This is a genomic window from Mesorhizobium sp. B1-1-5, from assembly GCF_006443065.1.
GTDB lineage: Bacteria > Pseudomonadota > Alphaproteobacteria > Rhizobiales > Rhizobiaceae > Mesorhizobium.
This window is the reverse complement of record NZ_VFWS01000006.1, coordinates 87850-112338: the sequence shown is the minus strand read 5'-3', so window position 1 is coordinate 112338 and position 24489 is coordinate 87850. Positions and strand designations below refer to the sequence as shown.

30 protein-coding genes are annotated in these 24489 nt (G+C 63.1%); 10 read left to right on the top strand and 20 right to left on the bottom strand.

The annotated features are described in order from the left end of the window. Positions 1–19 precede the first annotated feature (19 nt). The 6 genes from FJ980_RS04455 to FJ980_RS04430 form a co-directional block, all read right to left on the bottom strand. Positions 20–1300 carry an FAD-binding oxidoreductase gene (locus FJ980_RS04455; protein ID WP_140541723.1) on the bottom strand — a complete coding sequence of 427 codons (1281 nt, stop codon included), beginning with the start codon at positions 1298–1300 and terminating at the stop codon, positions 20–22. A gap of 51 nt (positions 1301–1351) precedes the next feature. Further along, the gene (locus FJ980_RS04450; RefSeq protein ID WP_140541722.1) at positions 1352–2179 is read right to left on the bottom strand and encodes a transporter substrate-binding domain-containing protein; all 828 of its coding nucleotides are present in this window, start codon (positions 2177–2179) and stop codon (positions 1352–1354) included. 288 nt (positions 2180–2467) lie between these two features. Continuing rightward, positions 2468–3283 carry an oxidoreductase gene (locus FJ980_RS04445; protein WP_140541721.1) on the bottom strand — a complete coding sequence of 272 codons (816 nt, stop codon included), beginning with the start codon at positions 3281–3283 and terminating at the stop codon, positions 2468–2470. A gap of 61 nt (positions 3284–3344) precedes the next feature. Beyond that, positions 3345–4640 (bottom strand): beta-ketoacyl-ACP synthase II, encoded by a 1296-nt coding sequence (gene fabF / locus FJ980_RS04440; RefSeq protein ID WP_140541720.1) that lies wholly within the window; start codon positions 4638–4640, stop codon positions 3345–3347. Between the two features lie 38 nt (positions 4641–4678). Next, the gene (locus FJ980_RS04435) at positions 4679–5257 is read right to left on the bottom strand and encodes a TetR/AcrR family transcriptional regulator (protein WP_140541750.1); all 579 of its coding nucleotides are present in this window, start codon (positions 5255–5257) and stop codon (positions 4679–4681) included. Positions 5258–5386: 129 nt separating this feature from the next. After that, a complete protein-coding gene (locus FJ980_RS04430) occupies positions 5387–6280 on the bottom strand; it encodes a LysR family transcriptional regulator (RefSeq protein WP_140541719.1) in 894 nt (297 codons plus the stop codon). Positions 6281–6512: 232 nt separating this feature from the next. On the opposite strand from FJ980_RS04430, the gene FJ980_RS04425 reads away from it, so the two are divergent. Together FJ980_RS04425 and FJ980_RS04420 are read left to right on the top strand one after the other, a co-directional pair. Beyond that, positions 6513–6908 (top strand): cupin domain-containing protein, encoded by a 396-nt coding sequence (locus FJ980_RS04425; RefSeq protein ID WP_140541718.1) that lies wholly within the window; start codon positions 6513–6515, stop codon positions 6906–6908. Between the two features lie 27 nt (positions 6909–6935). Then, complete coding sequence (locus tag FJ980_RS04420; protein ID WP_140541717.1) at positions 6936–7952, top strand: zinc-dependent alcohol dehydrogenase family protein; 1017 nt, start codon at positions 6936–6938, stop codon at positions 7950–7952. A 137-nt stretch (positions 7953–8089) separates the two neighbouring features. Here FJ980_RS04420 and FJ980_RS04410 read toward each other — a convergent pair whose 3' ends face one another. After that, positions 8090–8629: a hypothetical protein gene (locus tag FJ980_RS04410; protein ID WP_140541715.1), complete on the bottom strand. Its 540-nt coding sequence runs from the start codon at positions 8627–8629 to the stop codon at positions 8090–8092. An 80-nt stretch (positions 8630–8709) separates the two neighbouring features. Here FJ980_RS04410 and FJ980_RS04405 point away from each other — a divergent pair, with 80 nt between their 5' ends. Together FJ980_RS04405 and FJ980_RS04400 are read left to right on the top strand one after the other, a co-directional pair. Beyond that, on the top strand, positions 8710–9240 hold the full coding sequence (locus tag FJ980_RS04405; protein WP_140541714.1) for a cupin: 531 nt from the start codon (positions 8710–8712) through the stop codon (positions 9238–9240). 1 nt (position 9241) lies between these two features. Beyond that, positions 9242–9853 (top strand): dihydrofolate reductase family protein, encoded by a 612-nt coding sequence (locus FJ980_RS04400; protein WP_140541713.1) that lies wholly within the window; start codon positions 9242–9244, stop codon positions 9851–9853. Positions 9854–9874: 21 nt separating this feature from the next. Here the strand turns inward: FJ980_RS04400 and FJ980_RS04395 are convergent, their stop codons facing one another. Continuing rightward, positions 9875–10234, bottom strand: coding sequence for a hypothetical protein (locus FJ980_RS04395; protein ID WP_140541712.1), 360 nt, complete (start codon positions 10232–10234; stop codon positions 9875–9877). A 211-nt stretch (positions 10235–10445) separates the two neighbouring features. Between FJ980_RS04395 and FJ980_RS04390 the strand changes: the two genes are divergently transcribed. Continuing rightward, the gene (locus FJ980_RS04390; protein WP_348640644.1) at positions 10446–10751 is read left to right on the top strand and encodes an EthD family reductase; all 306 of its coding nucleotides are present in this window, start codon (positions 10446–10448) and stop codon (positions 10749–10751) included. Between the two features lie 55 nt (positions 10752–10806). Here FJ980_RS04390 and FJ980_RS04385 read toward each other — a convergent pair whose 3' ends face one another. The 4 genes from FJ980_RS04385 to FJ980_RS04370 all read right to left on the bottom strand — a co-directional run bounded on the left by FJ980_RS04385 (position 10807) and on the right by FJ980_RS04370 (position 13126). Continuing rightward, on the bottom strand, positions 10807–10986 hold the full coding sequence (locus tag FJ980_RS04385; protein ID WP_140541710.1) for a hypothetical protein: 180 nt from the start codon (positions 10984–10986) through the stop codon (positions 10807–10809). 7 nt (positions 10987–10993) lie between these two features. Next, on the bottom strand, positions 10994–11293 hold the full coding sequence (locus FJ980_RS04380) for a DUF2934 domain-containing protein (RefSeq protein ID WP_181181101.1): 300 nt from the start codon (positions 11291–11293) through the stop codon (positions 10994–10996). Between the two features lie 85 nt (positions 11294–11378). Continuing rightward, positions 11379–11936 carry a DNA-3-methyladenine glycosylase gene (locus tag FJ980_RS04375; protein WP_140541708.1) on the bottom strand — a complete coding sequence of 186 codons (558 nt, stop codon included), beginning with the start codon at positions 11934–11936 and terminating at the stop codon, positions 11379–11381. Positions 11937–11977: 41 nt separating this feature from the next. Continuing rightward, complete coding sequence (locus tag FJ980_RS04370) at positions 11978–13126, bottom strand: amidohydrolase (RefSeq protein ID WP_140541707.1); 1149 nt, start codon at positions 13124–13126, stop codon at positions 11978–11980. A 252-nt stretch (positions 13127–13378) separates the two neighbouring features. On the opposite strand from FJ980_RS04370, the gene FJ980_RS04365 reads away from it, so the two are divergent. After that, the gene (locus FJ980_RS04365; protein WP_140541706.1) at positions 13379–15514 is read left to right on the top strand and encodes an ABC transporter ATP-binding protein/permease; all 2136 of its coding nucleotides are present in this window, start codon (positions 13379–13381) and stop codon (positions 15512–15514) included. Positions 15515–16105: 591 nt separating this feature from the next. After that, positions 16106–16528: a DOPA 4,5-dioxygenase family protein gene (locus FJ980_RS04360; protein ID WP_140541705.1), complete on the top strand. Its 423-nt coding sequence runs from the start codon at positions 16106–16108 to the stop codon at positions 16526–16528. 56 nt (positions 16529–16584) lie between these two features. Here the strand turns inward: FJ980_RS04360 and FJ980_RS04355 are convergent, their stop codons facing one another. From FJ980_RS04355 to FJ980_RS04330, 6 genes are all read right to left on the bottom strand, one after another. After that, positions 16585–17541 carry a retron St85 family RNA-directed DNA polymerase gene (locus FJ980_RS04355; protein ID WP_140541704.1) on the bottom strand — a complete coding sequence of 319 codons (957 nt, stop codon included), beginning with the start codon at positions 17539–17541 and terminating at the stop codon, positions 16585–16587. After that, entirely contained in the window at positions 17538–18497 is a 960-nt protein-coding gene (locus FJ980_RS04350) for a retron St85 family effector protein (protein ID WP_210243728.1), read from the bottom strand. The genes FJ980_RS04355 and FJ980_RS04350 overlap by 4 nt, the downstream gene beginning before the upstream one ends. 526 nt (positions 18498–19023) lie before the next feature. Further along, positions 19024–19281 carry a hypothetical protein gene (locus FJ980_RS04345; RefSeq protein ID WP_140541702.1) on the bottom strand — a complete coding sequence of 86 codons (258 nt, stop codon included), beginning with the start codon at positions 19279–19281 and terminating at the stop codon, positions 19024–19026. A gap of 275 nt (positions 19282–19556) precedes the next feature. After that, positions 19557–19901 (bottom strand): hypothetical protein, encoded by a 345-nt coding sequence (locus FJ980_RS35255; RefSeq protein ID WP_246676306.1) that lies wholly within the window; start codon positions 19899–19901, stop codon positions 19557–19559. 110 nt (positions 19902–20011) lie between these two features. Further along, a complete protein-coding gene (locus FJ980_RS04335) occupies positions 20012–20200 on the bottom strand; it encodes a hypothetical protein (protein ID WP_140541701.1) in 189 nt (62 codons plus the stop codon). Positions 20201–20483: 283 nt separating this feature from the next. After that, positions 20484–20663: a hypothetical protein gene (locus FJ980_RS04330; protein WP_246676305.1), complete on the bottom strand. Its 180-nt coding sequence runs from the start codon at positions 20661–20663 to the stop codon at positions 20484–20486. 362 nt (positions 20664–21025) lie between these two features. Between FJ980_RS04330 and FJ980_RS35250 the strand changes: the two genes are divergently transcribed. The 3 genes from FJ980_RS35250 (at position 21026) to FJ980_RS35805 (ending at position 21726) form a co-directional block, all read left to right on the top strand. Beyond that, positions 21026–21295: a hypothetical protein gene (locus FJ980_RS35250; RefSeq protein ID WP_246676304.1), complete on the top strand. Its 270-nt coding sequence runs from the start codon at positions 21026–21028 to the stop codon at positions 21293–21295. Beyond that, entirely contained in the window at positions 21292–21516 is a 225-nt protein-coding gene (locus FJ980_RS04320) for a DUF768 domain-containing protein (protein WP_140541699.1), read from the top strand. The genes FJ980_RS35250 and FJ980_RS04320 overlap by 4 nt, the downstream gene beginning before the upstream one ends. A 78-nt stretch (positions 21517–21594) precedes the next feature. Then, positions 21595–21726: a hypothetical protein gene (locus FJ980_RS35805; protein ID WP_281405771.1), complete on the top strand. Its 132-nt coding sequence runs from the start codon at positions 21595–21597 to the stop codon at positions 21724–21726. A gap of 192 nt (positions 21727–21918) precedes the next feature. On the opposite strand, the gene FJ980_RS04315 is transcribed toward FJ980_RS35805, so the two are convergent. Beyond that, entirely contained in the window at positions 21919–22164 is a 246-nt protein-coding gene (locus FJ980_RS04315) for a MoaD/ThiS family protein (RefSeq protein WP_095768248.1), read from the bottom strand. Positions 22165–22224: 60 nt separating this feature from the next. Then, on the bottom strand, positions 22225–24489 hold the full coding sequence (locus tag FJ980_RS04310; RefSeq protein WP_140541698.1) for a xanthine dehydrogenase family protein molybdopterin-binding subunit: 2265 nt from the start codon (positions 24487–24489) through the stop codon (positions 22225–22227).

Sequence of the window (24489 nt, the reverse complement as noted above, 5' to 3'; positions counted from 1 at the left end):
CTGTCGATATCCCTTCTGGTTAGCGGGGGCGTTCGCGCCACCAATCTTGCGCCTGCAGCTTCCAATAGGTGAGTTGCGCCGCGGCAAGCCCCACCGGTCCGCCTGCCCAGGCCAGTCCGAACGGCGCGAACAGAAGGTGGCGGTCCGACTGGCCGAGTACCGCCTCGGCCACCACCTTGCCGGCTATGGCCGTCGTGTTGATACCGTGCCCGCCAAACGCGGTGAGATACCAGGCGCCTGGCTGCAACTGCCCGATCTGAGGCATCAGGTGGCGGGCGTAGGCCATCAGCCCAGACCAGGCGAGTTCGGTCTTGAGCGCAGCGAGCCGAGGGTAGGTTCCGACCATCTCCCGGCGCAATTCCCTGGCCAGCGCCGCCGGCGAAGCGGCCCGCGTAGTGATGCGCCCGCCCCAGAGCAGCCGCTTTCCATCCTCCACGACGCGGTAATAGTCGCCGGCCCGGCGGTTGTCGCCGACGGCATCCGTCGTCGCGATAGCGCCGGCGATGAGATCCGGGGCTTCCTCGCTCAGCATCACATAGGTCGAGATCGGCAACATGGCCCGCTTCAGCCGACCGACCAGCGGTCCTGTATAGCCGCCGGTGGCAAACACCGCTTGCCGCGCGCGTACTTCGCCGCTTGCGGTGCGTAGGGTCTTGTGCGGGCCATCGAGTTTAGCCTCGATCGCGCTGGAGCCCTCGTGAATCCTGCCGCCCAGCCGCTCGATCTCCGCCCCGATGGCGCGCAGATAGTTCAGCGGATGCATGTGGAAGGCGTTGCCATCGCGTAGGCCTTGGTAGTAGCGCTCGGAACGCAGCACAGCGCGCACCTGGTCGCGCTCGAGATATTCGAGCGGATAGTCAAAATCCCGCGCCAGTTTCTCTGCATGAGCCTTCAGTTCGGCGCCGCCGTCATGGCGTAGCACGCCCATGATTCCGGGGCGGGGCTTCGCTGCCGTGATGTCGAGATCCTTGATCGTCTGCCGCACGAAATCGACGCCTTCGATCGACAGCCGATGCAGCTCTCGTGCCGCCGCCGCGCCGGCCATCGCGGCGATCTTGTCGCTGCCGGTCGCGAAGCCGGGGCTGACGAAGCCGCCGTTGCGGCCCGAGGCGCCGAAGCCGATGCTCTCGGCTTCGAGCAGCACGACCTGCTGCCCGGCGCGCGCCAGCTGCAGCGCCGTCGTCAGACCGGCCAGTCCGCCGCCGACAATGACCGTGTCGCATTCGGCCGGACCCGCGAGCGGTGGTCTGACTTTCTCGTCGGCAAGTGTGCGGCGATAATAGGTATCGGGATAAGTCATGATAGGTTCTGACGGAAGCAGGCGGCCTTGAGGGGCCGCCCGCGATGAGCGTCAATCGGCGCTGTAGTTCTTGCCGTACCACTTGGTGGTCAGCGTGGCGAGCGTGCCGTCTTTCTTCAACTGGTCGATGATGCCGCCGATCTTGGTGGTCCACTCGGCATCGCCCTTGTCGGCAATCACCACCAGCGGCTCGCGGAAGGCGTAGTCGCCCTCGAGGATGCGCAGCGGATAACCGTTCTTGATGGCGTTTTGAGCGGTCTGCTCGGGCGCGATGACCGCGTTGAGCCGCACGCCGTCCCCAAGTCTCAAATCGTCGAAGGGCAGCATGGAATCGGCGAAAGTCCGGATTTCGCCAGGCTGCAGCTTGTATTCGATTGGCGGAAGGCCTGGAGCGTCGATCTCCAATTGGCGGCGGATGAAATCTTCCGAAGTGGTGGCGGTCTCGACGCCGATCACCTTGCCGTTCAGATCGTCCACCGATTTTGCCTTGCTGTCCTTGTGGACCACATAGACATAAGGGCTGTAATAATAGATGCCGGCGAAATCGATCACCCTGGCCCGGGCCTTGGTCGGCGTCACCGAGCCGACGCCAAGATCATAACGGCCCTGCCAGTGGCCGCCGGTCATAGTTGCCCAATCGGGCGTCTCGAAGCTGACTTCGACGCCGAGGCGCTTGGCGATCTCTTTCGAGACGTCGATGTCGAAGCCGACCAACTGGTTGCTCTCGTCGAGAAAGCTCTGCGGTGGCCAGCCGCTGTTGGTCGCGACCACCATGGCCTTCTTGGTTGTGACGCGATCCAGGGTTTCTCCCGCCCACGCTGCCGACGCAAATGCGAGCGCGCCGGCAGCCAGCGCGAAACAAGCGATAAATCTCCTCACGAAACCTCCCTCTCGTATGTAAGATGTCTGACAACGCAACTTGTCCGTAAGGGGGAGGGTGAGTCAAGCGTCTTTATCGGGCGATCGTCGAGTTTGGCCTGCGATACGCGTTCCCGGCGTTTGGCCGGATCGGCATTGGTCGAATTTCCTGGACTTTTATGCGATCGGCCGCGGCTGCCGGCTGTTGTCCGAATTCGCGGATCAGTCGGGCCGCCACCCGTTCTCGGCGCTCGCTGCTGCCGGCGCTTTGATCTGGAGGCAGGGTGGCTGGGGTGAAAGGCTCCGTTGTCAGGCCGGCAGCCCGAGCTGCTTTCGCAGGCTCTTGTCGAATGCGGATGCGGGGACGAAACGGCGCAGGAAACTGACTTGGCGCGCTGTCTTTCCCGCCGCATAGCGCCGCTTCGGAGCGGGATCGGTCGCAGCCGCCAAAACGGTGTTGGCCACCACTTCGGGTGTATCGCCTTTTTCCATCGCCTCCCGCACGGCTGTGGTCATGCCGGCGCGCGCGGCGTCATAGACATCGAGCACCTGGTCCGGCCTGGCCAGATTGTCTTCGAACAAAGTCCGGGTATAGGCCGGCTCGACCAATGCGACGCGAATTCCGAACGGCCGCACTTCGTGATCAAGCGATTCGGAATAGCCTTCAACGGCATGTTTGGTCGACGAATAAAGCGCGAAATAGGGGGCGGGGATGAACCCCTGCACTGAGCTCAAGTTGACGATCCTGCCCTCTCCTTGACGTCGCATGATCGGCAGCACCGCGTTGATCATCCGGATGACACCGAAGACGTTCACGTCGAACAGAGCCTGGGCCTGTGCAGTCGAGGATTCCTCCGCGCCGCCGAGCAGGCCGATACCGGCATTGTTGACCAGCACGTCGATGCGCCCGGCATCGGCCAGCACCTCATCGACCAGCTTCGCCACGGACGCATCATCGGTCACGTCGCACGTCAGCATGGTAATGCCGTCGGTTTTCTTGGAGACCGCGCGACGGCTCGTTCCGAACACGCGAAAGCCGGCGCTCTGCAGGGCCTTGGCCGTTGCGTGCCCGATGCCGCTGGATGCCCCTGTGACGATGGCGACACCAGGATTGGTCCTATTCATGGAGATCACTTTCTTTGGGTTGGACTGGAAAAGCAGGAAAGGCTGGAGCAAAGAGCGTCAATCACGAGCGGCTCGACCCGTTCACGCCATGTCCGTCCCAGCGCCGGAACAGCGCGCTGGCGTTGACGCCGCCGAAGCCGAAGCCGTTGGCGATCGCGTAGTCCATCTCCATCGGCCGGGCCCGGTTTGCGACGAAGTCTATTCCGTCGCCGGCCGGATCGGGGGCGCTCAAATTGAGGGTCGGCGGCGCCATTTGGTCCCTCAGCGCCAAGATGGTGAAGATCGCGCCAATCCCGCCGGCGGCTCCGAGCAGATGTCCGGTCGCCGACTTCGTTCCGCTGACGGCTATGGAGAAATCCGTGCCGAAGACGGTTTTGATCGCCTCGATTTCTCCCAGATCGCCCACCGGCGTGGAGGTCGCGTGCGCGTTGAGATGGCGGATCTGGCGCGCTGAAATGCCGGCCTGGGTGATCGCGATCTCCATGGCGCGGCGCGCACCATCCCCATCCTCGGGACCGGACGTGACGTGATGGGCATCCGCCGTCGTGCCGTAGCCGACGACCTCGGCGAGCGGTTTCGCGCCGCGCGCCAGCGCATGGCCCAATTCCTCGATGACCAGGATGCCGGCGCCTTCGCCCATGACGAAACCATCCCGCGTCATGTCGAACGGACGCGAGGCCTGATCGGGACGGTGATTGAAGGAGGTTGAAAGCGAGCGCGCCGCGGCGAAGCCGCCCAGGCTGACGACGTTCATGCAGGCTTCGGTGCCGCCGCACACGGCGATGTCGGCTTCATTGGCACGGATGATGCGCGCCGCATCGCCGATCGCCTGGATGCCGGCGGCGCACGCCGTTACCGGCGCGCCGATGTGGCCCTTGAAGCCGTAACGGATCGTGATGTGGCCGGCGGCGAGGTTCACCAGGAAAGACGGCACCGTGTACGGCGAAAGACGTCGAACGCCGCGCTGGTCGACGGTCCGCACCGCCTCGGTTATGGCGGGGAACCCTCCGATGCCTGAAGCAATGATCGTCGCGGTGCGAAGCCGATCCCTTTCCGACTCCGGCTTCCATCCCGCATGGGCAAGCGCCTCTTCCGCCGCCGCCAGCGCGAAAAGAATGAAGCGATCGATTTTGCGCTGATCCTTCGGCGCCAGGAAGGCATTCGCATCAAGGCCGGCTTCGGGATCCTCCTCCAGGGAAAGAACCGTTCCGCCGATCTTTGTCGGCAGGGCTTCCACCATGTCCTCAGGAAGCCTTCGAATGCCCGAGCGGCCGGCCAGGAGACGCGACCACGACGTCTCGATATTTGCGGCAAGGGGCGTGACCGCGCCCATGCCCGTGACAACAATCCGTCGCATCTATTCTCCTATCGATCTGAGTGACCAGCCCGCGCCGGTCAAACGGTGACGGTGTCGCGAACCTGTTCGGCCGCTGCATCCAGAAAGGCCTGGGCGAGGTCGGGATCATTGACGATGCGCGAGAGAACCACCGCACCGACCATCGTCGAGAGGACGGCCATGGCTTTTTCACCGGTCTCCTCGATCTCAGTCCTGGCAATCATCCTGCCGAGCACTTCAAGGTATGCTTTGATCCCCACTTCGAACGACGCTTTCACCTCGGTCCCCTGTCTGGCCGCATCCGACCCGAGCGCCGCGACCGGGCAGCCGTCCATCCTTTCCTCGCGATGGCCCATGCTGAGGTAGAACTCGATCACCGCCCCAAGCGGATCGCCGGGATTCGCTGCGGTCGCCGCCGTCCATCTGTCGGCAGCGCTCTCCATCGCGCGCCTGGAAGCTTGCGCCGCAAGGTCCTCCTTTGATGCGAACTGCTTGTAGAAAGCGCCTTGGGTCAGCCCGGCGCCCTTCATCAGGTCCTTAAGGCCGATACCGTCAAAACCGTGCTCCCGAAAAAGCCGGCTTGCGACATCGATCACGGTTTGCCGGTTCTGCTCAGCCTGAATGCGGCTCACGCGCATCATCGATCTCCATATTTTAGATTACGTACGACATCTATAATTCAGTTAGAAGCCGAACGCAATCTATCAATGGGTGGCGCGCCACGTGGTGGTTTGCTACGGGCTGAATGTGCCTGCGGCAGGCCTGGATCAGCTTCGATGCCGAAGCGCCGCGACGATCACCGCCATCGACGGCGAGAGCTGGCGCCGGCTTGGGTAGTAGAGGTGGTAGCCCGGGAAGGGCAGGCTCCAATCGTCGAGCACGAGTCTCAGCCGGCCCTCGGCTACATGCTGGCTGACGAGGTCTTCCGGGACATAGGCTATGCCGTATCCGTTCAGCGCCGCATCGACCATGGGGATGGTCGTGTTGAAGGTAAGTTGGCCCTCCACCCGGACCCTGAGCTCGCGGCCCTTTTTCTCGAACTCCCAGGCATAGAGCCCGCCGAGCGTCGTCTGCCGCAGGCAGATACAGTCATGCGCGACCAGGTCCTGCGGTGTCCTCGGGATGGAGCGGCGCGAAAAATAATCCGGCGAAGCGACGGCTACCAGCCGCCAGTCGGGGCCGATGCGCACCGCGATCATGTCCTTGTCGACGCTCTCGCCGAGCCGCACGCCGGCGTCGAAGCGCTCCTCGACGATGTTGCGCATGCCATTGTCGCTGTAGAGCTCGACGCGCATGTCGGGATAGTCGCGCAGCATCGGCCGCAGCCTCGGCCAGACGATCATCCGCAGCGCATGGTCGGACAGCGTGATGCGCACCGTGCCCGCGGGCCTGTCGCGGAAAGCCACCAGGCTCGACAGGTCGGACTCTATGCCTTCGAATCGCGGGACGAGCGACTGGTAGAGCCGCTCACCCGCTTCCGTCGGCGCAACGCTGCGCGTCGTGCGGGTGAGCAACCGCACGCCGAGCCGTGCCTCCAATTGCTTGATCGTATGGCTGAGCGTCGATTGCGACGTGCCTAGCTCGGCCGCCGCCCTGGTGAAGCTGCGCTCCCTGGCCACCGTCAGGAACCACAGCAAATCCTTCAGAACCTCGCGCTGCATGGGCACCATCCTGGCTCAGCCGCTCGCTCAAGACGCGGCGTCTCAAGGCCACCATTCATCAATTCATATCAAGAATGGATAAGTCCATGCAGATTGCAACGGCTAATCCGGATAGTGCCGGTGATTTATATGGCCGCCAGCGAAATGCCTGGAGGGCTCGACGACGAGCCGCGGCGGCGCGGCGAGTTCCCGCTTCACATGGAACGCATCTGACGACGCAAAGGAGATCACCATGAACATTCTTCGCGCAGGCTCTCGGCCTTCCGGCAAGGGCCCCTCCGACTGGTTCACCGGCGCGGTGCGGGTCGATCCGCTCTTCAATCCCTTCGATGCCGCCCGGGTGCAGGGCGCGCAGGTGACTTTTGAGCCCGGCGCCCGCACCGCCTGGCACACGCATCCACTGGGGCAGACGCTGATCGTCGTCTCCGGCCTCGGCCGCGTGCAGCGCGAGGGCGGTCCGATCGAGGAGGTCCGACCGGGCGACGTCATCTGGTTCGCGCGCGGCGAGAAGCACTGGCACGGCGCATCCCCCGAAACCGCCATGACCCACATTGCCCTCCAGGAGGTCAAGGACGGCAAGGTCGTGGATTGGCTGGAACATGTCAGCGACGCCGATTACGGCGCCTGACCCGATCGACGAAAGGAAAGCAAGAAAATGCTCGCAACCATTCTTCACAAGCCCGGCGACATCCGCTGCGAGGACGTCGCCGACCCGAAAATCCTGCGCCCGACCGACGCCATCATCAAGCTGTCGGCGAGCTGCATCTGCGGCTCGGATCTCTGGCCCTATCGGGGGCTGCAGCCGGTCGACGGGCCGCAGCACATGGGTCATGAGTATTGCGGCATCGTGGTTGAGGTGGGCAGCGAAGTCCGTACGGTTCGCCCAGGACAGTTCGTCGTCGGCTCCTTCTGCCTCTCCGACAACACCTGCCCGCATTGCCGCTTCGGCTTCCAGTCGTCCTGCGAGCAGCGTGAGTTCATGAGCGGTGCCCAGGCGCCTTATGCCCGCGTGCCGCTGGCCGATGGGACGCTGGTGGCGACGTCCGAGGTTCCGCCGGCCGAGCTTATTCCCGACCTGTTGGCGGTGTCGGACGTTCTCGGCACCGGATGGTACGCCGCCGATGCCGCCGAGGTTCGCGAAGGCTCGACGGTCGTGGTCGTCGGCGACGGCGCGGTCGGCCTGATGGGCGTGCTTGCGGCCAAGGAGACGGGCGCCGCGCGCATCATCGCCATGAGCCGCCACCCGAGCCGCCAGAAACTCGCGCACGAGTTCGGCGCGACCGACATCGTGGCCGAACGCGGCGAGGAAGGGATTGCGCGCATCAAGGAGCTCACCAAGGGCGTGGGTGCGGATTCGGTGTTGGAATGCGTCGGGACGGCGGAATCCTTCGAGCAGGCGCTGGCCTGCTCGCGGCCCGGCGGCACGATCGGCTATGTCGGCGTGCCGCATGGCGTAAGCTTCGATGGCCAGAAACTCTTCTTCGGCCAGAAGCGCATGCTGGGCGGCCCCGCGCCGGTGCGCCGCTTCTTGCCCGACCTCATGGAGCGCGTACTGCAAGGCCGCATCAAGCCAGGCAAGGTCTTCGACCTCAAGCTGCCGCTGGCCGAGGTGGCCGAAGGCTACCGCGCCATGGACGAGCGCCGCGCCATCAAGGTCATGCTCGAGGTCTAGAGCATGATGCCGAAAAATGTGGAGCGGTTTTCGGACGACATCATGCTCTATCTCTTTGATTTAGAGCCGGATTCAGATTTCAGGTCGACTCGACCTGAATCATCCGGCTCTAGGCGCCGGTCGGGCGCTGAACCGTCTCAGCGCTCTGGAACCACCGCCCACAATTCTTTGGCGAAGCCGCGCTTGTCGAGGACCCATGGCTGGCCGGTGATCACCGCTTTGCCACCCACGCATTTGTAGGCATAGACGGCGTCGTGTCCCGTCGCGAAAGCCGGCACGACGTCGTCATTCGGGTTGGTCTTGCAGAATTCGTCCGCGCCGGGATTGTCGCGCGCGGCGTTCATCTTCGCGCAGGGCAGGTTGGCGCCGACGAAGCAGGCCAGCAGCTTGCCGTTCATGCAGCGATAGTTGGCCTGCGTCGCAAGCTCCGATTCCTGCGGCGCGCTCTTGGCCTGCGGAAACAGCTTGTTGAACGCCTTGACGGTGCCGGCGTGAAGCGCGTGCGAATAGGGGCGGACCGTGTCGTCGTTATTCACCTGGCGGCAGAGCTTGTGGAGATCCTGCGCAGGCGCCGCCGTAGCGGTCGCAGGCGCCGCCTTGGCGTTGTCGGCGGCGACGGCGGTAAAGGCAAATGCCGATGCAAGAAGGCCGATTGCCGAAAGACGAAATGCAGTCATTGTGACCTCCTCAGACTGGCCGGAGCAAAACCCGCGGGAAACCGTTAGGTCCGATTAAGACCATGCAGGAAATCGCAAGGATGGCACAACTTGTCGACAAACAGGAACCGCTTGCCTTCCGCTTCGCCGATGACGGCCTGGTGCCCAACCATCCGCGCTGGCCCATGCTCGTCTATCCCGGCGCCGTGCAACTGCCGGACGAGGGCGATCCGGCTGCTGTCCTCGAGGGTATTTTCGGCGCCAATGGATGGGGCGACAGCTGGCGCAATGGCATCTACGGCTTCGTCCACTATCATTCGCGCATCCACGAGGTGCTGGGCATCGCGCGCGGCGTCGCCGAGGTCCGCTTCGGCGGCGACAAGGGCAAGGTGCTGGAGGTGAAGGCGGGCGACGTGGCGGTGCTGCCGGCCGGCACCGGCCATCAGCGCCTGTCCGGCTCGGCCGATCTTCTGGTGGTCGGCGCCTATCCGCCCTTCGGCACCTATGATTTGTGCCGGAGCCCGGAGCAGCACGCCGAGGCGCTGCGCACCGTCCCGAAGGTCGGCCGGCCCGACAAGGATCCGCTCTTCGGCGGCGAAGGGCCGTTGCTCAAGGCATGGAGCGAAGGCTGAAATGGCAAGCATCGTCGCCATCGAGCATGTGACGCTGGACGGCGTCTTCCAGGCGCCGGGGCGCGCCGACGAGGACACTCGCAATGGTTTTGCGCACGGCGGTTGGGGCAATCCAGGCAGCGACCCGAAGATGCAGGAAGTCATTGGCCGCGCCATGGCCGGCGGCTGGTCGTTGCTCGCCGGCCGCACGACTTATGAGGATCTTCACGAAGCCTGGGCTGTTCGTCAGCCGGCCAGTCCGATGACCAGGGCGCTGACCGGCGCACGGAAGTTCGTCGCCTCGCATGACGCCGGCTATGAGCCGCGCTGGGAGAATTCGGCGCTGCTTGCCGGCGATGCCGGGGAGACGGTGCGCGCGCTCAAGCAAGGCCACGACAAGGCGCTGATTGTGTTCGGCAGCGGCAAGCTGCTGCGCGCGCTGATGCGGCACGGGCTTGTCGATGAGCTGGTGCTGATGGTCCACCCTCTGGTGCTGGGCACAGGCTTGCGCCTTTTCGAGCCGGGTCAGGCGACCTCGATGCTGAAGCTGTCCAACCAGGTGTCGACCGCGACGGGGGTGGCGATCCTCACTTATGCATTCGACGGCAAGGCCGCGGCGGAGCGGCCAGAATAACCGGAACCCGAGGTCCTTCCTCTATGGATAATGCGTTTTTTTCGGCGCGTAGCTTGCCGGATCGAAATCGAGTTCCTTCGGCAGCGGCTGGCTCGAGCATTGCAGGTGCATCTGGCGGGCAAGAAGCCGTCGCTGCTGGTGCTCATGCTCCTTGACCGCCGCCACCATCGCCATGCTGTAAGGGCCAAGAAGCACACCGAACCCCCAGCCGGGATGGTCCTTCTCGCGCTGGGCATAGTCCGATGCCGCGGCGCAGGCCTGCCGGCATTCCGGCGATGCCCATTTCGGATCCTGCTGCGACAGCGAAGCGCCATTATCGGCGGCAGAGGACACGCATCCCGCCGCTGCCGCGCTCAGCGCCACGACCACCGCAATTCTCATCGTTTGAGTCCCTGCTAATTCAAGGCGGAGAGAACACAGAACGCTCCTTCGCACAACCGAGATAGCGGCGAAAAGCAACGGGCAGGGCGGGACAGCCGCCATCGTCGACCTTCGGCGCTCCCGAGATTTTTTTCAACGTCCCGTTCCGTTTGCCCCCACCATTTCGTCCTTGGTTCCGTTCCAACGAAGAAGGAGAACCGCAATGGCTGGAATGGTCGTCATCTACAAGCAGCCGGCTGATGCCAAGGCGTTCGATAAGCACTATTTCGAGACGCACATACCGCTGGCCAAGAAGATCCCGGGTCTGAGGAAATACGAGGTCAGCCAGGGGCCGATCACGGTGGTGGCCGGACCATCCGATGTCTACCTGATCGGGACGCTTTATTTTGACGATCTCGAAGCGATGAAAAAGGCGTTCGCAAGCCCGCAGGGAAAGGCGGCCGGGGCGGACCGCCGGCTTTACGCACCCGATGAATCGGGCGTCCAGATGTTCCTCTTCGACAGCAGGGAAGTTTGAGCCCGCGGCCGAGACAGGACGATCGGTCCGCCGAGAACCGCGGCCGCATCGCTGCTCATGTCGATTTTGCCCGCTCGATGTCGATGCGTTTTTGCTCCGCCGCGGCGATCGCGGTTTCCATCGCGGCATCCAGATCGGCCATCGCTTCCAGATGGCCGTGATCGACGATCGACTTGCGCAGCATGCGCATGGCCAGCAACGCGTCGTCCAATGCCTGTTCGACATTTTTGACCATGGCCGGGTCAGCCTTTGCGCCGGCTGCGCTTCTTCGGCGCCGGATCGTCGGCGGCCGGCCTGTCCGGACGATTTGCCAGGGCCTTGCGCGCCAGCGCCTCGGCCGCCGACCGGTCCGGCTGGCCGGCCGGTATCGTGACCGCGCCGGGCATCGCAGCACCCGGCTGTTCGCCCAAGCCGTTGTCCTCGCGCTCGATTTCCTCGCAAGCCCGATGCCAGTGCTCCTCGTCCTGGCCATTCGCTTCGCCGCTGCGTTGCCAGATCTCATAGGCGCGGCGCTTGATGCGTTCGTATTTGTCGGTCGCCATTGTCCGATCCTCCGTCATCTGTCTTCAAACGCGCGCTGGCCGCGAATGATCCGTGACGGGGAGAGGGATTGGATAAGGTTGCGGCTCAGAACCTGCGGCTGAGATAGGCCGATCCGCCGAGGCCAAATCGCCACTCGGCTTCCACGCCCTTGGTGATGCCGATCCGGCGACCGGCGAGGATCGCGCCCGGGTCGGCCTCGGAACGGGCGAACTCGAACGGTGGCGCGGTAAGCGAGAGCCCGTTATGCGAACCGTCGATGCCCAGCGCCTGGCAGAGCTTGCCTGGACCGGAGCAGAGCAGCCGGTCGCCATCCGTTCCGCGCCGCTCGCGCATCGCGGCGATGCCGGATTGCGGCTGGATGGCGCGGATCAGCACCGCGCTGCCCGGCAGGCACACCGCGTTCAGGCACCAATGCAGCCCGTAGGAACGATAGACATAGGCGCCGCCGGGCACGCCATACATCGGCGCGTTGCGCGGCGTGCGGCCGCGAAAGCTGTGCGATGCAGGGTCGTCGGGCCGGTAAGCCTCGGTCTCGACGATGATCCCGCCGACGCCGGCGAGCGCAAGCCCGGCACCGATCAGCGCGCGCGCGACGATAACCGCGTCGCGGGCAAAGAAATCGGGCCCGACACTAAGCGGCATGGCGATCGGCGTCGTTCGAACAGCTCATCGTCGGCGTCCGCTCAGCCCAAAAGATTGCGCGCCGCGCGCATGAAGATCCGCGAGCCGATCGGGATAAGATCATCCGGGAAATCATAGTCGGGGTTGTGCAGGGAAGGGTGCCTTTCGCCGGCGCCGAGGAAGAACATCGCCGACTTCGCATTGTGGCCGAAAATACCGAAATCCTCCGAGGCGCGCATCGGCAGCGCCGCTTCGCTGCGCGCAATGCCTTCCTCGTCGAGCGCGCGGTTGAGATGCTCGACCGCGTCCGGCGCATTGACGCTGGCGAGGAAGATTTCGTGATAGTCGAAACGCACGGCAAGGCCGTGCCTGGCGGCGATTTTGGCCGCGAGCGCCTCCGCCGCGGCGACCTGCTCGGCCATGCGCTCGTCGCGGCGGGTGCGCAGCGTCGCCCACACTTCCGCATAGCCGGGCGCGATGCCGAACACGGCTTCGCCCATCGCGCAATGGGTGACGGTCACCATTCCGAAATCCTCATCTGTGAAGGTCCCGCGCCCGAGCGCGGGCAGCGCCGGCATCAGCTCGCTCACCGCCGGCATCGGCGAGGCGCCGGTCTCGGGCATCGAGGAATGCGCGGTCTTGCCCTCGAGCACGATGCGCATGCCGCGCGAGGCGCAGTTGACGGTGCCGGCCTTCAGCCGCACCTCGCCGAACGGCACGCCCGGCAGGTTGTGCAGCGAAAACGCGAAGTCCGGCTGGATCTCGCCAAAGCGTGGATCGGCGACGACCCCGGCCGCGCCGTTGCCGGTTTCCTCAGCCGGCTGGAACATCAAGACGACGCGGCCGCGCGCCGGCCTCTCGCGTCCGAACTGGCGGCCGAGCGCGGCCAGGATCGCGGTGTGCCCGTCATGGCCGCACATATGCGACTTGCCCGGCACCTCGGAGGCATGGGCGACGCCCGAAAGCTCCGCGATCGGCAGCGCGTCGAGCTCCGAGCGGAACAGCACCGTCGGTCCGGCCTGCCCGCTGTCATAGACCGCCGCCACGCCGTGGCCGCCGAGTCCGGTCAGCACCTTGTCCGGCCCGGTATCGGCGAGGAAGTTCACCACCTCTTTCGCGGTCCTTTCCTCCTCGTTCGAGATTTCCGGCTGCCGGTGCAGCTTGCGCCGCCATTCGGTCAGCTCGACGATGTCTCGATTGGTCAGGGTCATGGGTTGGGGCTCCGATCGGCTTGCAGGTCACACAAACACGATAGGTTTTTTCTCGCGCCGTGCCATGGCGGTCAATTCAAATGGTCCATCGACGAATTCCCGACCCTATGTCTCGGGCGCCGCCGGCAAGACTGCAGGTTTCCTTGCCCCCGAGAGGTGGTTCGGCGGAGCCGAGGCTGAGAGGGGGCAGCGCCGCCTTAGCCGATTGCCGGGCAGCGTGAAACCTTTTGATTTTTGGGCCGTTGTGGCGCGATGTCCCCGGCCAAGCACAAACCGAAACCGGCCGACAGCGCCACGCAGCGCGGTGCAAGCAAGCCGCGTTCGGCGCCGCCGCGCCAGGACAAGCCGCGCCAGTCAGAACCGCGCGGTGCCCCGAAGCCGCGCGCGAAGATGGCACGGGAAGACACACATCAGGATGACCGGCTGAAAGACGACAAGGCGCAGCAACGCAAGCCGCAGGCCGGCGAGGCCGAAGAAAAGGCATCGGCCGACGCGGCGCCGGAGGCCATCGGCCACGCCGGGTCGCCGCCGCCCGAGGCGATCGAGCCGGATCCCGAGCTTTCGCCCGAGGAGGCCGTGCGGGCGCGAAAGAAATATCTGCTGCGGCGCTTCTGGATCAGCGGGCGCGGCTATTGGGGTTTGCGCGGCGACAGGCTTGCCTGGCCGCTGACGATCGGGCTGCTCACGCTGATCTGCGTCAATGTCGGCTTTCAATACGGCATCAACCGCTGGAACCGCGCGATCTTCGACGCCATCGAGCTGCGCGACGCGCACACCGTCTACTGGTTGAGCGCCGTCTTCCTGCCGCTGGTCGCCGGCAGCATCAGCCTGGTGGTCGCGCAAGTGTACCTGCGCATGACCATGCAGCGCCGCTGGCGCTCCTGGCTGACCACGGCCGTCATCCAGCGCTGGCTGGCCAGCGGCCGCTACTACCAGCTCAACCTCGTCAAAGGCGACCATGCCAACCCGGAGGCCCGGCTGACCGAGGACCTGCGCATCGCCACCGAATCGCCGGTCGACTTCATCGCCGGCGTCCTCAACGCCTTCCTGTCGGCCTCGACCTTCATCGTCGTGCTGTGGACGATCGGCGGCGCGCTGAGCTTTTCGCTGGGCGGTTCCACCATCACCGTGCCCGGCTTCCTCGTCGTCACTGCGGTCATCTACGCGGCGATCACCTCGACCTCGATGTTCGCCATCGGCCGCCGCTTCGTCCAGCTTTCCGAGGACAAGAACCAGGCCGAGGCCGAGTTCCGCTACGTGCTGACGCGCGTGCGCGAGAATGGCGAGAGCATCGCGCTGCTGGGCGGCGAGGAGGAGGAGAACGCCGGCATCGACCGCACCTTCGCCGGCGTGCTCGGCCGCTGGGCGCGGCTCACCGGCCAGCACATGCGCACGGCACTGGTCTCGCAAGGCTCCAGCCTGTTCGCGCCGGTGGTGCCGGTGCTTCTGTGCGCGCCGAAATTCCTCGACGGCTCGATGACGCTGGGCCAGGTGATGCAGGCGGCCTCCGCCTTCGCCATCGTGCAGGGCGCCTTCGGCTGGCTGGTCGACAATTATCCGCGCCTGGCCGACTGGAACGCCTCGGCCCACCGCATCGCCTCGCTGATGATGTCGCTGGACGGGCTGGAGCGCGCCGAGGAGAACGACAAGCTCGGCCGCATACAGCGCGGCGAGACCGCAGACGGCGCGATGCTCAGCCTCAACAATGTTTCCGTGACGCTCGACGACGGCACCGCCGTGGTCAAGGAAACCGAGGTGGAGATCGAGCCTGGCGAGCGCGTGCTGGTCTCGGGCGAATCCGGTTCGGGCAAGTCGACACTGGTGCGCGCCATCGCCGGCCTTTGGCCCTGGGGCAGCGGCAGCGTCGATTTCCACCCGGGCAAGCGCCTCTTCATGCTGCCGCAGCGCCCCTACATTCCGTCCGGCACGCTGCGCCGCGCCACCGCCTATCCCGCCGCCGCCGAGAACTGGAAGACGAAAGAGATCAATGCGGCCCTCGACAAGGTCGGCCTGAACTATCTGAAGAGCCGGCTGGAGGAAGAGGCGCCCTGGGACCAGACGCTGTCGGGCGGCGAGAAGCAGCGTCTCGCCTTTGCTCGCCTCTTGCTGCACGCGCCGGACATCGTGGTGCTCGACGAGGCGACCTCGGCGCTGGACGAGAAGAGCCAGGACAAGATGATGCAGACGGTGATCAAGGTGCTGCCCCAGGTCACCATCATCAGCGTCGCCCACCGCGCCGAGCTGGAAGCCTTCCACACGCGAAAGATCACGCTGGAGAGGCGTGAGGGCGGGGCGCGGCTGGTGAGCGATGTCGAGCTCGCGCCGAAGAAGCGCGCGCCGGGCCTGCTGCAGCGCGCGCTGTGGGGCAGCGGTGGCGATAAGGGGTAGGGCACTCTGACGTTTGTGCGTAATCGCCGGCGGCGCTTCCCCGCTCCGCCGATCGCCAAGCGCGCGGCCTTCGCAAGCCTGGGTTCCTCTCCCCACAGGGGCTATGCTATGCACACATCTTCTTTGACTGGCGCGACTGATCGACCTGAGGCTTGATTGCCACGTGGTTCCCCCAATTCGTCGCTGCTTCGCAGCGCCACTTTCCCCCCTCCAGAGGGAAAGGAAGTGAGCGTTGCTGGACGAGCATTGACGGCAAAAAGCTTGGCGCCTTCCTCTACCCCGTCGATCGGGGGAGCTCGGCGAAGCCGAGCCGGAGTGGGGGTCGACCTGCGCTACATTAGCCAATGCATGCGCCAAGCTGCCATGCACGTTATCGCCAAAGGCCAGCCGCTTGGAAATGTGCATGCCGTAGACGAAGTGGGGAGAGGTGGCTCGGCGCGCAACGCCGAGACGGAGCGGGCCGGCGTCTGCGATCACGGCCAACGCGCCCACGCTGAACAGTCTGTAGAGCGGCTCGCCGTTTCCAGGAACCGAAGAACCGCCTAGAGTTCCGCACGACAGACTGGAACCATCGGGGAGGGGAGTATCGCGATGAACGAAGCCAGGCCGCACGATCCGAGACCGCTTTCGGAGATCGCCAGCTATCACGCTCACATCTATTACGGAGATGAAGCGCAGCGCCGGCAGGCCGAATGGCTGCGCCAGCGCATCGGCGAACGTTTTCGCGTGCGCCTCGGCAACTGGCGCGACGAGCCGGTCGGCCCGCATGAGCAGGCCATGTACCAGGTCTCCTTCGCCACCGAAATCTTCGCCACGCTGGTGCCCTGGCTGATGCTGAACCATGGCGGCCTGAGCATCCTCATCCACCCCAACACCGCCAACCCCAAACGCGACCACCTAGTCGACCCGATCTGGATCGGCCGCGCGCTCGGGGTGCATGGCGAGGTGCTGGGCGAGGAGGACGAGGCGGAAGAGGCGCTGGCGGTGAATACCGAGCCGACGCTGGGGGTGTGAGGGGGGCGGGGCATCGCCTCTGCCTGCCGCCACATCGTCGCGCTGAACGAAGTTGCTCATTCGAGTAGATCCAACGTCGGTGGGGGCAGCTCGAAGCGCTGGATACTGGTAATAATGGAATGACCGTATCGACGTCGCAGAACGTCAAGGAACTGCGGTTCGACACTGTTTACGAAACCGAGCATGCCCTTCAATTCAGCGATCTGGTCCTTGTCGAGCAGGTCTTTCGTGGCGTTGTGAACTTGCGCATGAAGGATGCGTTTGCGCTCATGGCCTATTGAGACACCGCCATCATTAGTGAGCGTCAGGCCTGTGACTCGCCGACCATACTTCCTAGTGATGCGGGTCGTTTTTTGGGCGTTGATGAGCAGTTTAGGGTACTCCAGTCCGGCCAACGTAGTTTGAACCATCTTCTCCACGTTGACTAAGTAACCCGTCCTAGGTGCGGAGAAAGTTAGATCGTCGGCATACCGCGTATAGATAACGTGATCTCTTGCGACTGCGGCGGTGATGCGCTCGTCGAACTCGTAAAGCAGGGCATTTGAGACGAATGGTGATGAAGGGGCGCCAATAGCCAAGCGCAAGGTGGTGCTGCCCTTTGGGCGCTGGAACAGCAAAAGAGTGGTTACCCGCACATCTCCAGGGTCGGTCAGAGCGCCAGTTTCTTTGCAGTATTGAACCCAATCATGGGTTTTGATCGATGGAAAGAAATCCTTGAAGTCCATCTTGAGGATCGGCCCATCTCCAGCATGGCGCAAGGCGTTGTCCCTGATAGACATTCCCGGTCGGTATGCCATCGCTGCTTCGTGCACAGGCAAAAGGCGGAGCAATACCTCACTCAGCGACCGCTGGAGCACTTTTACCTCGCGCGCCGGTTGGGAAATCGTTCTAGTGCCGCCAGAGCGCTTGGGAATTTGATACGTTTTGTACCTGACGGGAGCGTTGCGGATGATCCGCTCGACGAGTGATACTTCCAGTCCCGATTCGATTGATAGAGTGTCGACGATACTCATCTGGCAACGCTCTTCAATGCAGCCTGGATCACACTAAATCGAGCGTCATCATACGCCTTCCAGTACTCGCTTATCTGTGCCCGCCACCGGTCTCGCGGCTCGACAGAAGCATCTTTTTTCAGCTTGTATTCGATCGCGTTCCCCTTATTGGGTGTGGCACAATAGTAGTCGATAAAACCCCTTCGATCTTTCTTGATCCATTCTGCGTTTATCGCGCAGAGAAGATAGTCATCCAGCTTTCCCGCTTTTAGGTTGACCTGAAATGGACCTACCAGCTCCGCGATTTCCGCAAATGTCAGTGCCGAGTAATGTTGGATGAGGCCGACAACAAGTTTAATAATGTGGCCCGGCCTTTCGGGGTCAAAAGTGGTTGGCTCCTTTACCTCGCTCTTCCGAGCATTAATCGCCGTCACAATGCGATTTTCGAATACCCCAAGGTTCAGGTCACCTACATCCCGGATGCTTTTAATGTTGATGTCGTTGCGATCGACGACGCAGACAGATGACTGACCGATATTGTTTTGAAGGTAAAGGACTGGGCCAAGCCGGATAAATGAGTCCGCATTGTAACTCTCATCGTCAATCACCACGAGCAGACGCTCAGCGATTTCCTTAATCATCGCGAAAGCACCGAGTTCGGTAAAGCTACCATTGCTCTCGGAGAAGACGATTACCAAGTCAACGATCTCAGCGAACTCGGTTTCGAAACTCAGGATGTCTCTATATTGCCCATGAGGGGGGAAGATTCTGAAGTCCTCGGGCATGATGGTGTAGTACGGTCGCAAGTCAGGCGTGGTATAAATACGCGTGAAAGCCTCCCGTAGGGAAACGGGCTTAGGCTGAGTTACGTCTGTCTTTCCGCCGCATAGAAAGATCAGCGAACTCGGCGCTTTAACATGGACCGTACCGAGGTCGATCCGGTCGACTAAGTCGACTATGTCCCCTCCGGCTATCACTTACCCTTGGAGGTGTGGAAGAACGAGGGGTTTTACCGAGCGGAGCGGCCTGACAAGGCGGTTAAACACCTCGTTGTTCCACACCGGATAAAACCTAGCAATCAATTGAGGTCTGACGGAACGTCGGACCAAGCACGAACAGTGCTTCCCACGTAAGCTATACATCTGCTCCCACCACCCGATGATTCTGTCAAGACATTTGCATGTCGACGCTGATGTTCGCAACGTTTGTGACCCATCTTGCTTGCCACTATGCACATTTCTTTCAGCCATTAGGCGACTGGAGGTAGAGCTCCCTTAAGCCATTCCGTGGTTTCGGTATCGATATGGCCTTCGGAATATACTATGCACTGAGTCGCGATCTTCTTGGGAACTTGAAATGTGATGTGGACGCCGAGCGTGTAGTGGTAAGGCCCTTCGGCGGTCATGCCTTCCAACTTCCACACATCGTCTCCGTCATCTACCTTCGGATGTCGCTTTGCCTCGACTACCAGCAGGTTGTCCTCCTTGGCGCCGACCCGGTGTACTACAATGTCGGAATTATGTCGGCCTCCTTGAGGTGTCCGTTTTTCATGTAGCTGAGCCGCTTTCGAATGTTTTCTCGGCGTTCGTAAAGGTGACTAACTCGGAGGCCTGGGTAAAGATCATACATGTGGTGGAACAACTCGCTAGTCAAAACGGGTTCACCTGGGTTGGTTTTGACGAAATCGTCGTCATCTAAAAGTAGACAGACCGCTTTGATCAAAGGTGCTAAGATTTTTTTCTTTTCTTCGAACGTGGCCACTCAGTCCTCCATTCGCTATCCCGCTGGACTCTGCGAGCAAAATCCAAACCGGGTAAAAAGTCAATTGCCTAGGCTGGTTTGGTAGAGTGGCGTAACGTGCTTTTTCGAACCACTAAATCAGGCATTTCGGTTACCTTCTTGAAGACCGAGTAAAGCGGGTCCGAGAAAATCTTGACATGCGCGATTACATCAATCTGACTGAACATCTCTTCCAACTAACGGAGAGTCGAGCAGAGAATTCCTCTGCAGAACAATATTCTGCAAGGCAAAATCTATTAACAATCGTGAATGAATTCAGGTGTGCAATACACCGGAGGTAACGAATGGCATCGAACTCGGACGTGAGTAGATAGCAGCGCGCTAATGGCGGTGCGCGATCTGCTCGCCGTCGGGCGCGCCAAAGGCCGGGAGATCCGTAGATTTTTGTGGTTGCGTTGGCCACAACCTTCCGCCAGCGCCCGATTATCCCCAGCTAACCTCGGCAGCAGAAATATCTCCGCGTCCTCCGGCAGCTCCTTCCCCCACGTATCCCGATAGATCACCCCGTCGATCGCGATCGCAATCGCGCGATCAATCCACGGCTCGATCCCAGGATACTGTTCCGCCAGCTTGCGGAACATCTCCCTTATGTCCTTGGCTTCGATCTCGTGCTCGGCCTTGCCTCCGGCAACGGGGCTGAGCGAGCCCTAAAGGGTGACTTCAACCAGCTTGGGCCGGCCCCGCGACGTCCTCAACCTTCATCCTCCACCACAAACGAAAGCGCGATCAGGTCGTCGACGTCGATGCCGCCATGGCCATTGTCCAGCACGTCCGCGACCTTTTGAAAGGCCAGCATGTCATCCATGCTGAGCTTGGCTTCCCGCAGCCTGTCTTGCAGGCCCGCCACCTTGGTTTCCAGGATCCTGGAAGTCTCGATCATGCTTGCCTCCGTTATTCTCCAACGCCGCGTTCCACACGCTCAGCATCAAGCACGTGAACACGACCGGCCCGATGAAAAGGCTGATGACTACGGCCGCTGCAATGCCCATCCGCTCCGCTTTCGCGGTGATCCTTGCAAGGCCGTCATCGGCCGGGACGAGATTGGAAAGATCGCCGTGTTGGAGCGCGCTGTTGTCGTTTACGGCCGTCGGGGGCATCTCCCACCGCTCTCGGAAAGGAAGCTGCTGCTCGGCAAAAGGTTCGCGGGCACTCATCCGCATAGGTCACACACCCCCCGAAAACGCCGCCTTGCCGTGGCGTTCGAAAAGCGCCAGCTTGGCCGAATAGCCAAGCCTGAGCTTGGTCTTGCAGGCATCGCACCGGAAGGTGCTCACCGACTTGAACCATGAACCGTTTCTGATGATCGGCCGGCGGCAATTCGGGCATTCATAGCGAAGACTCACGTCCCGCAACTCCTCGGAAATCGACATTGTCCACCTCTGTCCCGAGCCCCTGTTCTTTCTGCGGATGCCCACCACCTGGGGCAGGTGGCGGGCGATCCAGCCAACTGACGATGAAGGGACTGATTGCTCGTCAGCGCAGCCCTAATGAGATCGCAGGGCTTATGTTTCACGCGACGGACCAATGCGCTGGCGAATGGGACCTCAGTCGGAGAGAGGGCCTCATCAGCGGAACCTAATGTTGGCCGCGCGCTTATGGCCACATGAGCAGGCGAGGTCTCGACTTCTTCGACCGATGGATCGCGGAGCATCTGCCAAACGTGATGACGGATGACCCCGTCGCAGTTGCCGACCTGGCCGACGAAATGATCAAGGCGGCCGAGCGCGAAGGCATCGCGGCCAGCGAGATCAACGAGGAAATCGACAGCGTTTTCGAGGTGATCTTCGAGGCGTTGCAGCATCGCGAAGGCAGTTTGGGGGAGAGCGACCAGGCTGTCTTCGAACTGCTTGCAGGACGCCTGGCAAGGGAAACCGGCATCACCCAGGAGCAGGCCGGCGAGCTGATCGAGACAATCGGAACCGACTGGGGGTCGCTCCTTCGCGAAGCTCATTTTCTGAAAGAGCAGGGCAAATGAGCGAGCGTGGCGCGGAGTTCTTCGGCAGATGGATCACCGATAACGTGATGCGCGGCAATGTGGGCGCGGACGTCGTCTCGGTTGCCGAGCTGACGACCAAGCTGTTCGCCGATGCCAGGGCGGCAGGTATCGCCGAGGAGGAGATTGAAGAGGAAGTCGGAAGCGCATACGAGGCGATCCTGGAGGCGATAGTCGGCTCCGAGCACAGCGGCAAACCGTAACGATCTGATGGCCGTCTATGGGAACATTAGCGTACCCTAAAAGTTCTCTCAGCAAGGATCACACACTCAGGTGGAATCATGGCCGAGTTGGCATTTGCTTTTGTGTATTATTCGGGCCTGACCGGCCACGACATGGTCGGCGCCATTGTGTCTTTGACTGCGGGGCTTCTTCTCTACAACGTTGTGCGCGAAGACCGGCCAAACCGATAGCCGCCCGATAATCATGAGCGGCCCAGCTCGAAAGCGGGGGGTGCCCACGAGCCGGGCCTGACCGGCGGGGGAACGGACTAGACGCAGGGCGCCGGCTGACATTGTTATATCAGCTTACGCTAAATTATAGCCATCCGAACGCAGGACGCTTTGGTCTCCCGCGCGCAGAGCCTATGGGGCCGCGCGTCCCCATCACCCTCCAGCCAGCCGCGGCAGCAAAAATATCTCCGCCCCCTCCGGCAGTTCCTTGCTCCACGTATCCCGGTAGATCGTCCCATCGATCGCCACCGCGATCCCGCGGTCGATCCAGGGCTCGATCCCGGGATACTGTTCCGCAAGCTTGCGGAACAGCTCCCTTATGTCCTTGGCCTCGATCTCGTGCTTGGCCTTGCCGCCGGCGACGGCGCTGAGCGAGCCCCAGAGGGTGACCTCGACCATCAGGCCCGGCTCCTCATCGGGCGGGGATGTGAGCCGAAAACCGCTTCGCGCTTTTCGGCATCAGCCTTCCCGCTCCGCCTCCAGCGCCGCCAGGATGCGCGGCGGCGACATCGGGATGTGGGTCATGCGCACGCCGACCGCGTTCGACACCGCGTTGGCGATCGCCGCCAGCGGCGGCACGATCGAGGTTTCGCCCACGCCGCGCACGCCGTAGGGGTGGTTGGGGTTGGGAATTTCCAGGATCTGCGTGTCGATCATCGGCAGGTCGGAGCAGACCGGGATGCGGTAGTCGAGGAAGCCGGCGTTCTGCAGCCGCCCGTCCTTGCCGTAGATATACTCCTCGTTGAGCGCCCAGCCGATGCCTTGCGCGGCACCGCCCTGGTACTGGCCCTCGACATAGGTCGGGTGCACCGCCTTGCCGGCGTCCTGCACCACCGTGTAGCGGATCACCCTGGTCGCGCCGGTCTCGGGATCGACCTCGATGTCGCAGATATGGGTGGCGAAGGAGACGCCGGCGCCGTCGGCGACGAGTTCGCTATGGCCGGCGATCGGGCCGCCGGTCGTGCCCGACTTGGCCGCGATGTCCTTCAGCGACAGCGGCGAGAGGTTGCCGTATTTCTCGCCCTTGGCGATGGCGTGGCCCTTTTCCCAGGTCACGTCTTCCACCGGGATGTCCCACATCTGCGCGGCGCGATCCTTGAGGATCTTGATCGCGTTGCGGGCGGCCGAGATCGTCGCCATCGAGGAGGAGAAGGTGCCGCGGCTGCCGTCGGTCATGTCGTTGTAGCCCAGCGAAGACGTGTCGGCGACGATCGCCTTGACGTTGGAGTAGTCGATGCCGAGCTCCTCCGCCGCCACCAGCGACAGCGAGGCGCGGGAGCCGCCGACATCGACAGTGCCGACGGCCAGCGAGACCGTGCCGTCCATGCCGATGTTCAGATCCGTGCAGGTCTGGCCGCCGAAATTGAACCAGAAGCCGCAGGCCATGCCGCGCCCCTGGTTGGCTTTCAGCGGCGCCTTCATATGCGGATGGCTCTTCACCGCCTCCAGCGTCGGCCCGATGCCGATCGGTCCGTAGACCGGGCCGTAGGACGAGCGCGTGCCTTCCTGCGCGGCGTTCTTGATGCGGAAGTCCACCGCATCCATGCCGAGCTCCTTGGCGAGCTCGTCCACCGCGCTTTCCACGGCAAAGGCGGCCATCGGCGCGGAGGGCGCGCGATAGGCCGCGGTCTTGGGCCGGTTGACCAGCACTTCGTAGCCGACCGTCTTGACATTCTCGAGCTTGTAGCAGGCAAACGCCGTCATGGCGCCGATCTCGGCCCAGGAGCCGGCATAGGGGCCGCAGCTATAGCGCAGCGTCGCTTCCGCCGCGGTGATCGTGCCGTCCTTCCTCGCGCCTATTCTGACGTCGATCGAAGTGGCGCTGGTCGGGCCCGACGCGCGAAAAACCTCGTCGCGGGTCATTACCAGCTTTACGGGGCGGCCGGCCTTGCGCGACAAGGCAAGCGCCACCGGCTCGGCCCAGACATGGGTCTTGCCGCCGAAACCGCCGCCGATCTCCGACGAGGTGACGCGCAGCTTCGAGGCTTCGAGCCCAAGCAGCTGGGCGCAATGCTGGCGGTAGACGAAATGGCCCTGCGTGCACACCCACAGCTCCGCCGTGCCGTCCGGGTTGACGCTCGCCACGCAGGCATGCGGCTCGATATAGCCCTGATGCGTCTGCTCGGTCTTGAACGAGCGCTCGACGATGAAATCGGCCTCGGCGAAACCCCTGTGGACATCGCCATGGCCGAACTGCGTGCGCTTGGTAACGTTGGAGGGCTTTGCCGGCTTTTCCTCCAGCCCCTCGGTGTAGACCTGGTCGTTGATCAGCGGCGCGTGGTGGTGCGCGGCCTCGTCGACATCGGTGACATGCGGCAGCACCTCATAGTCGACCTCGATCAGCTTCAGCGCCTGGCGGGCAATGCGGGCGTCGATCGCCGCGACCGCGGCCACCGCATGCCCGTCATAGAGCGCCTTCTTGCGCGCCATCGAATTGTCGAGGATGTCGTACATGGCGGCATCGCCGTCAGTGAGGTCCGGCAGGTCCTTGGCCGTGATCACCGCCTTCACGCCGGCGAGCTTTTCCGCCTTCGAGGTATCGATGCTTTTGATCACCGCATGCGCGTGCGGGCTGCGCAGCACCCGGCCAACCAGCTGTCCGGCCATGTTGAAGTCGGCGCCGTAGCGGGCGCGTCCCGTCACCTTGTCGACGCCGTCGGGGCGGATCGGCCGGGTGCCGACCGAGGAGAAATTGCGTCCGGAGTAGCGCGGATCGAAGTTCAT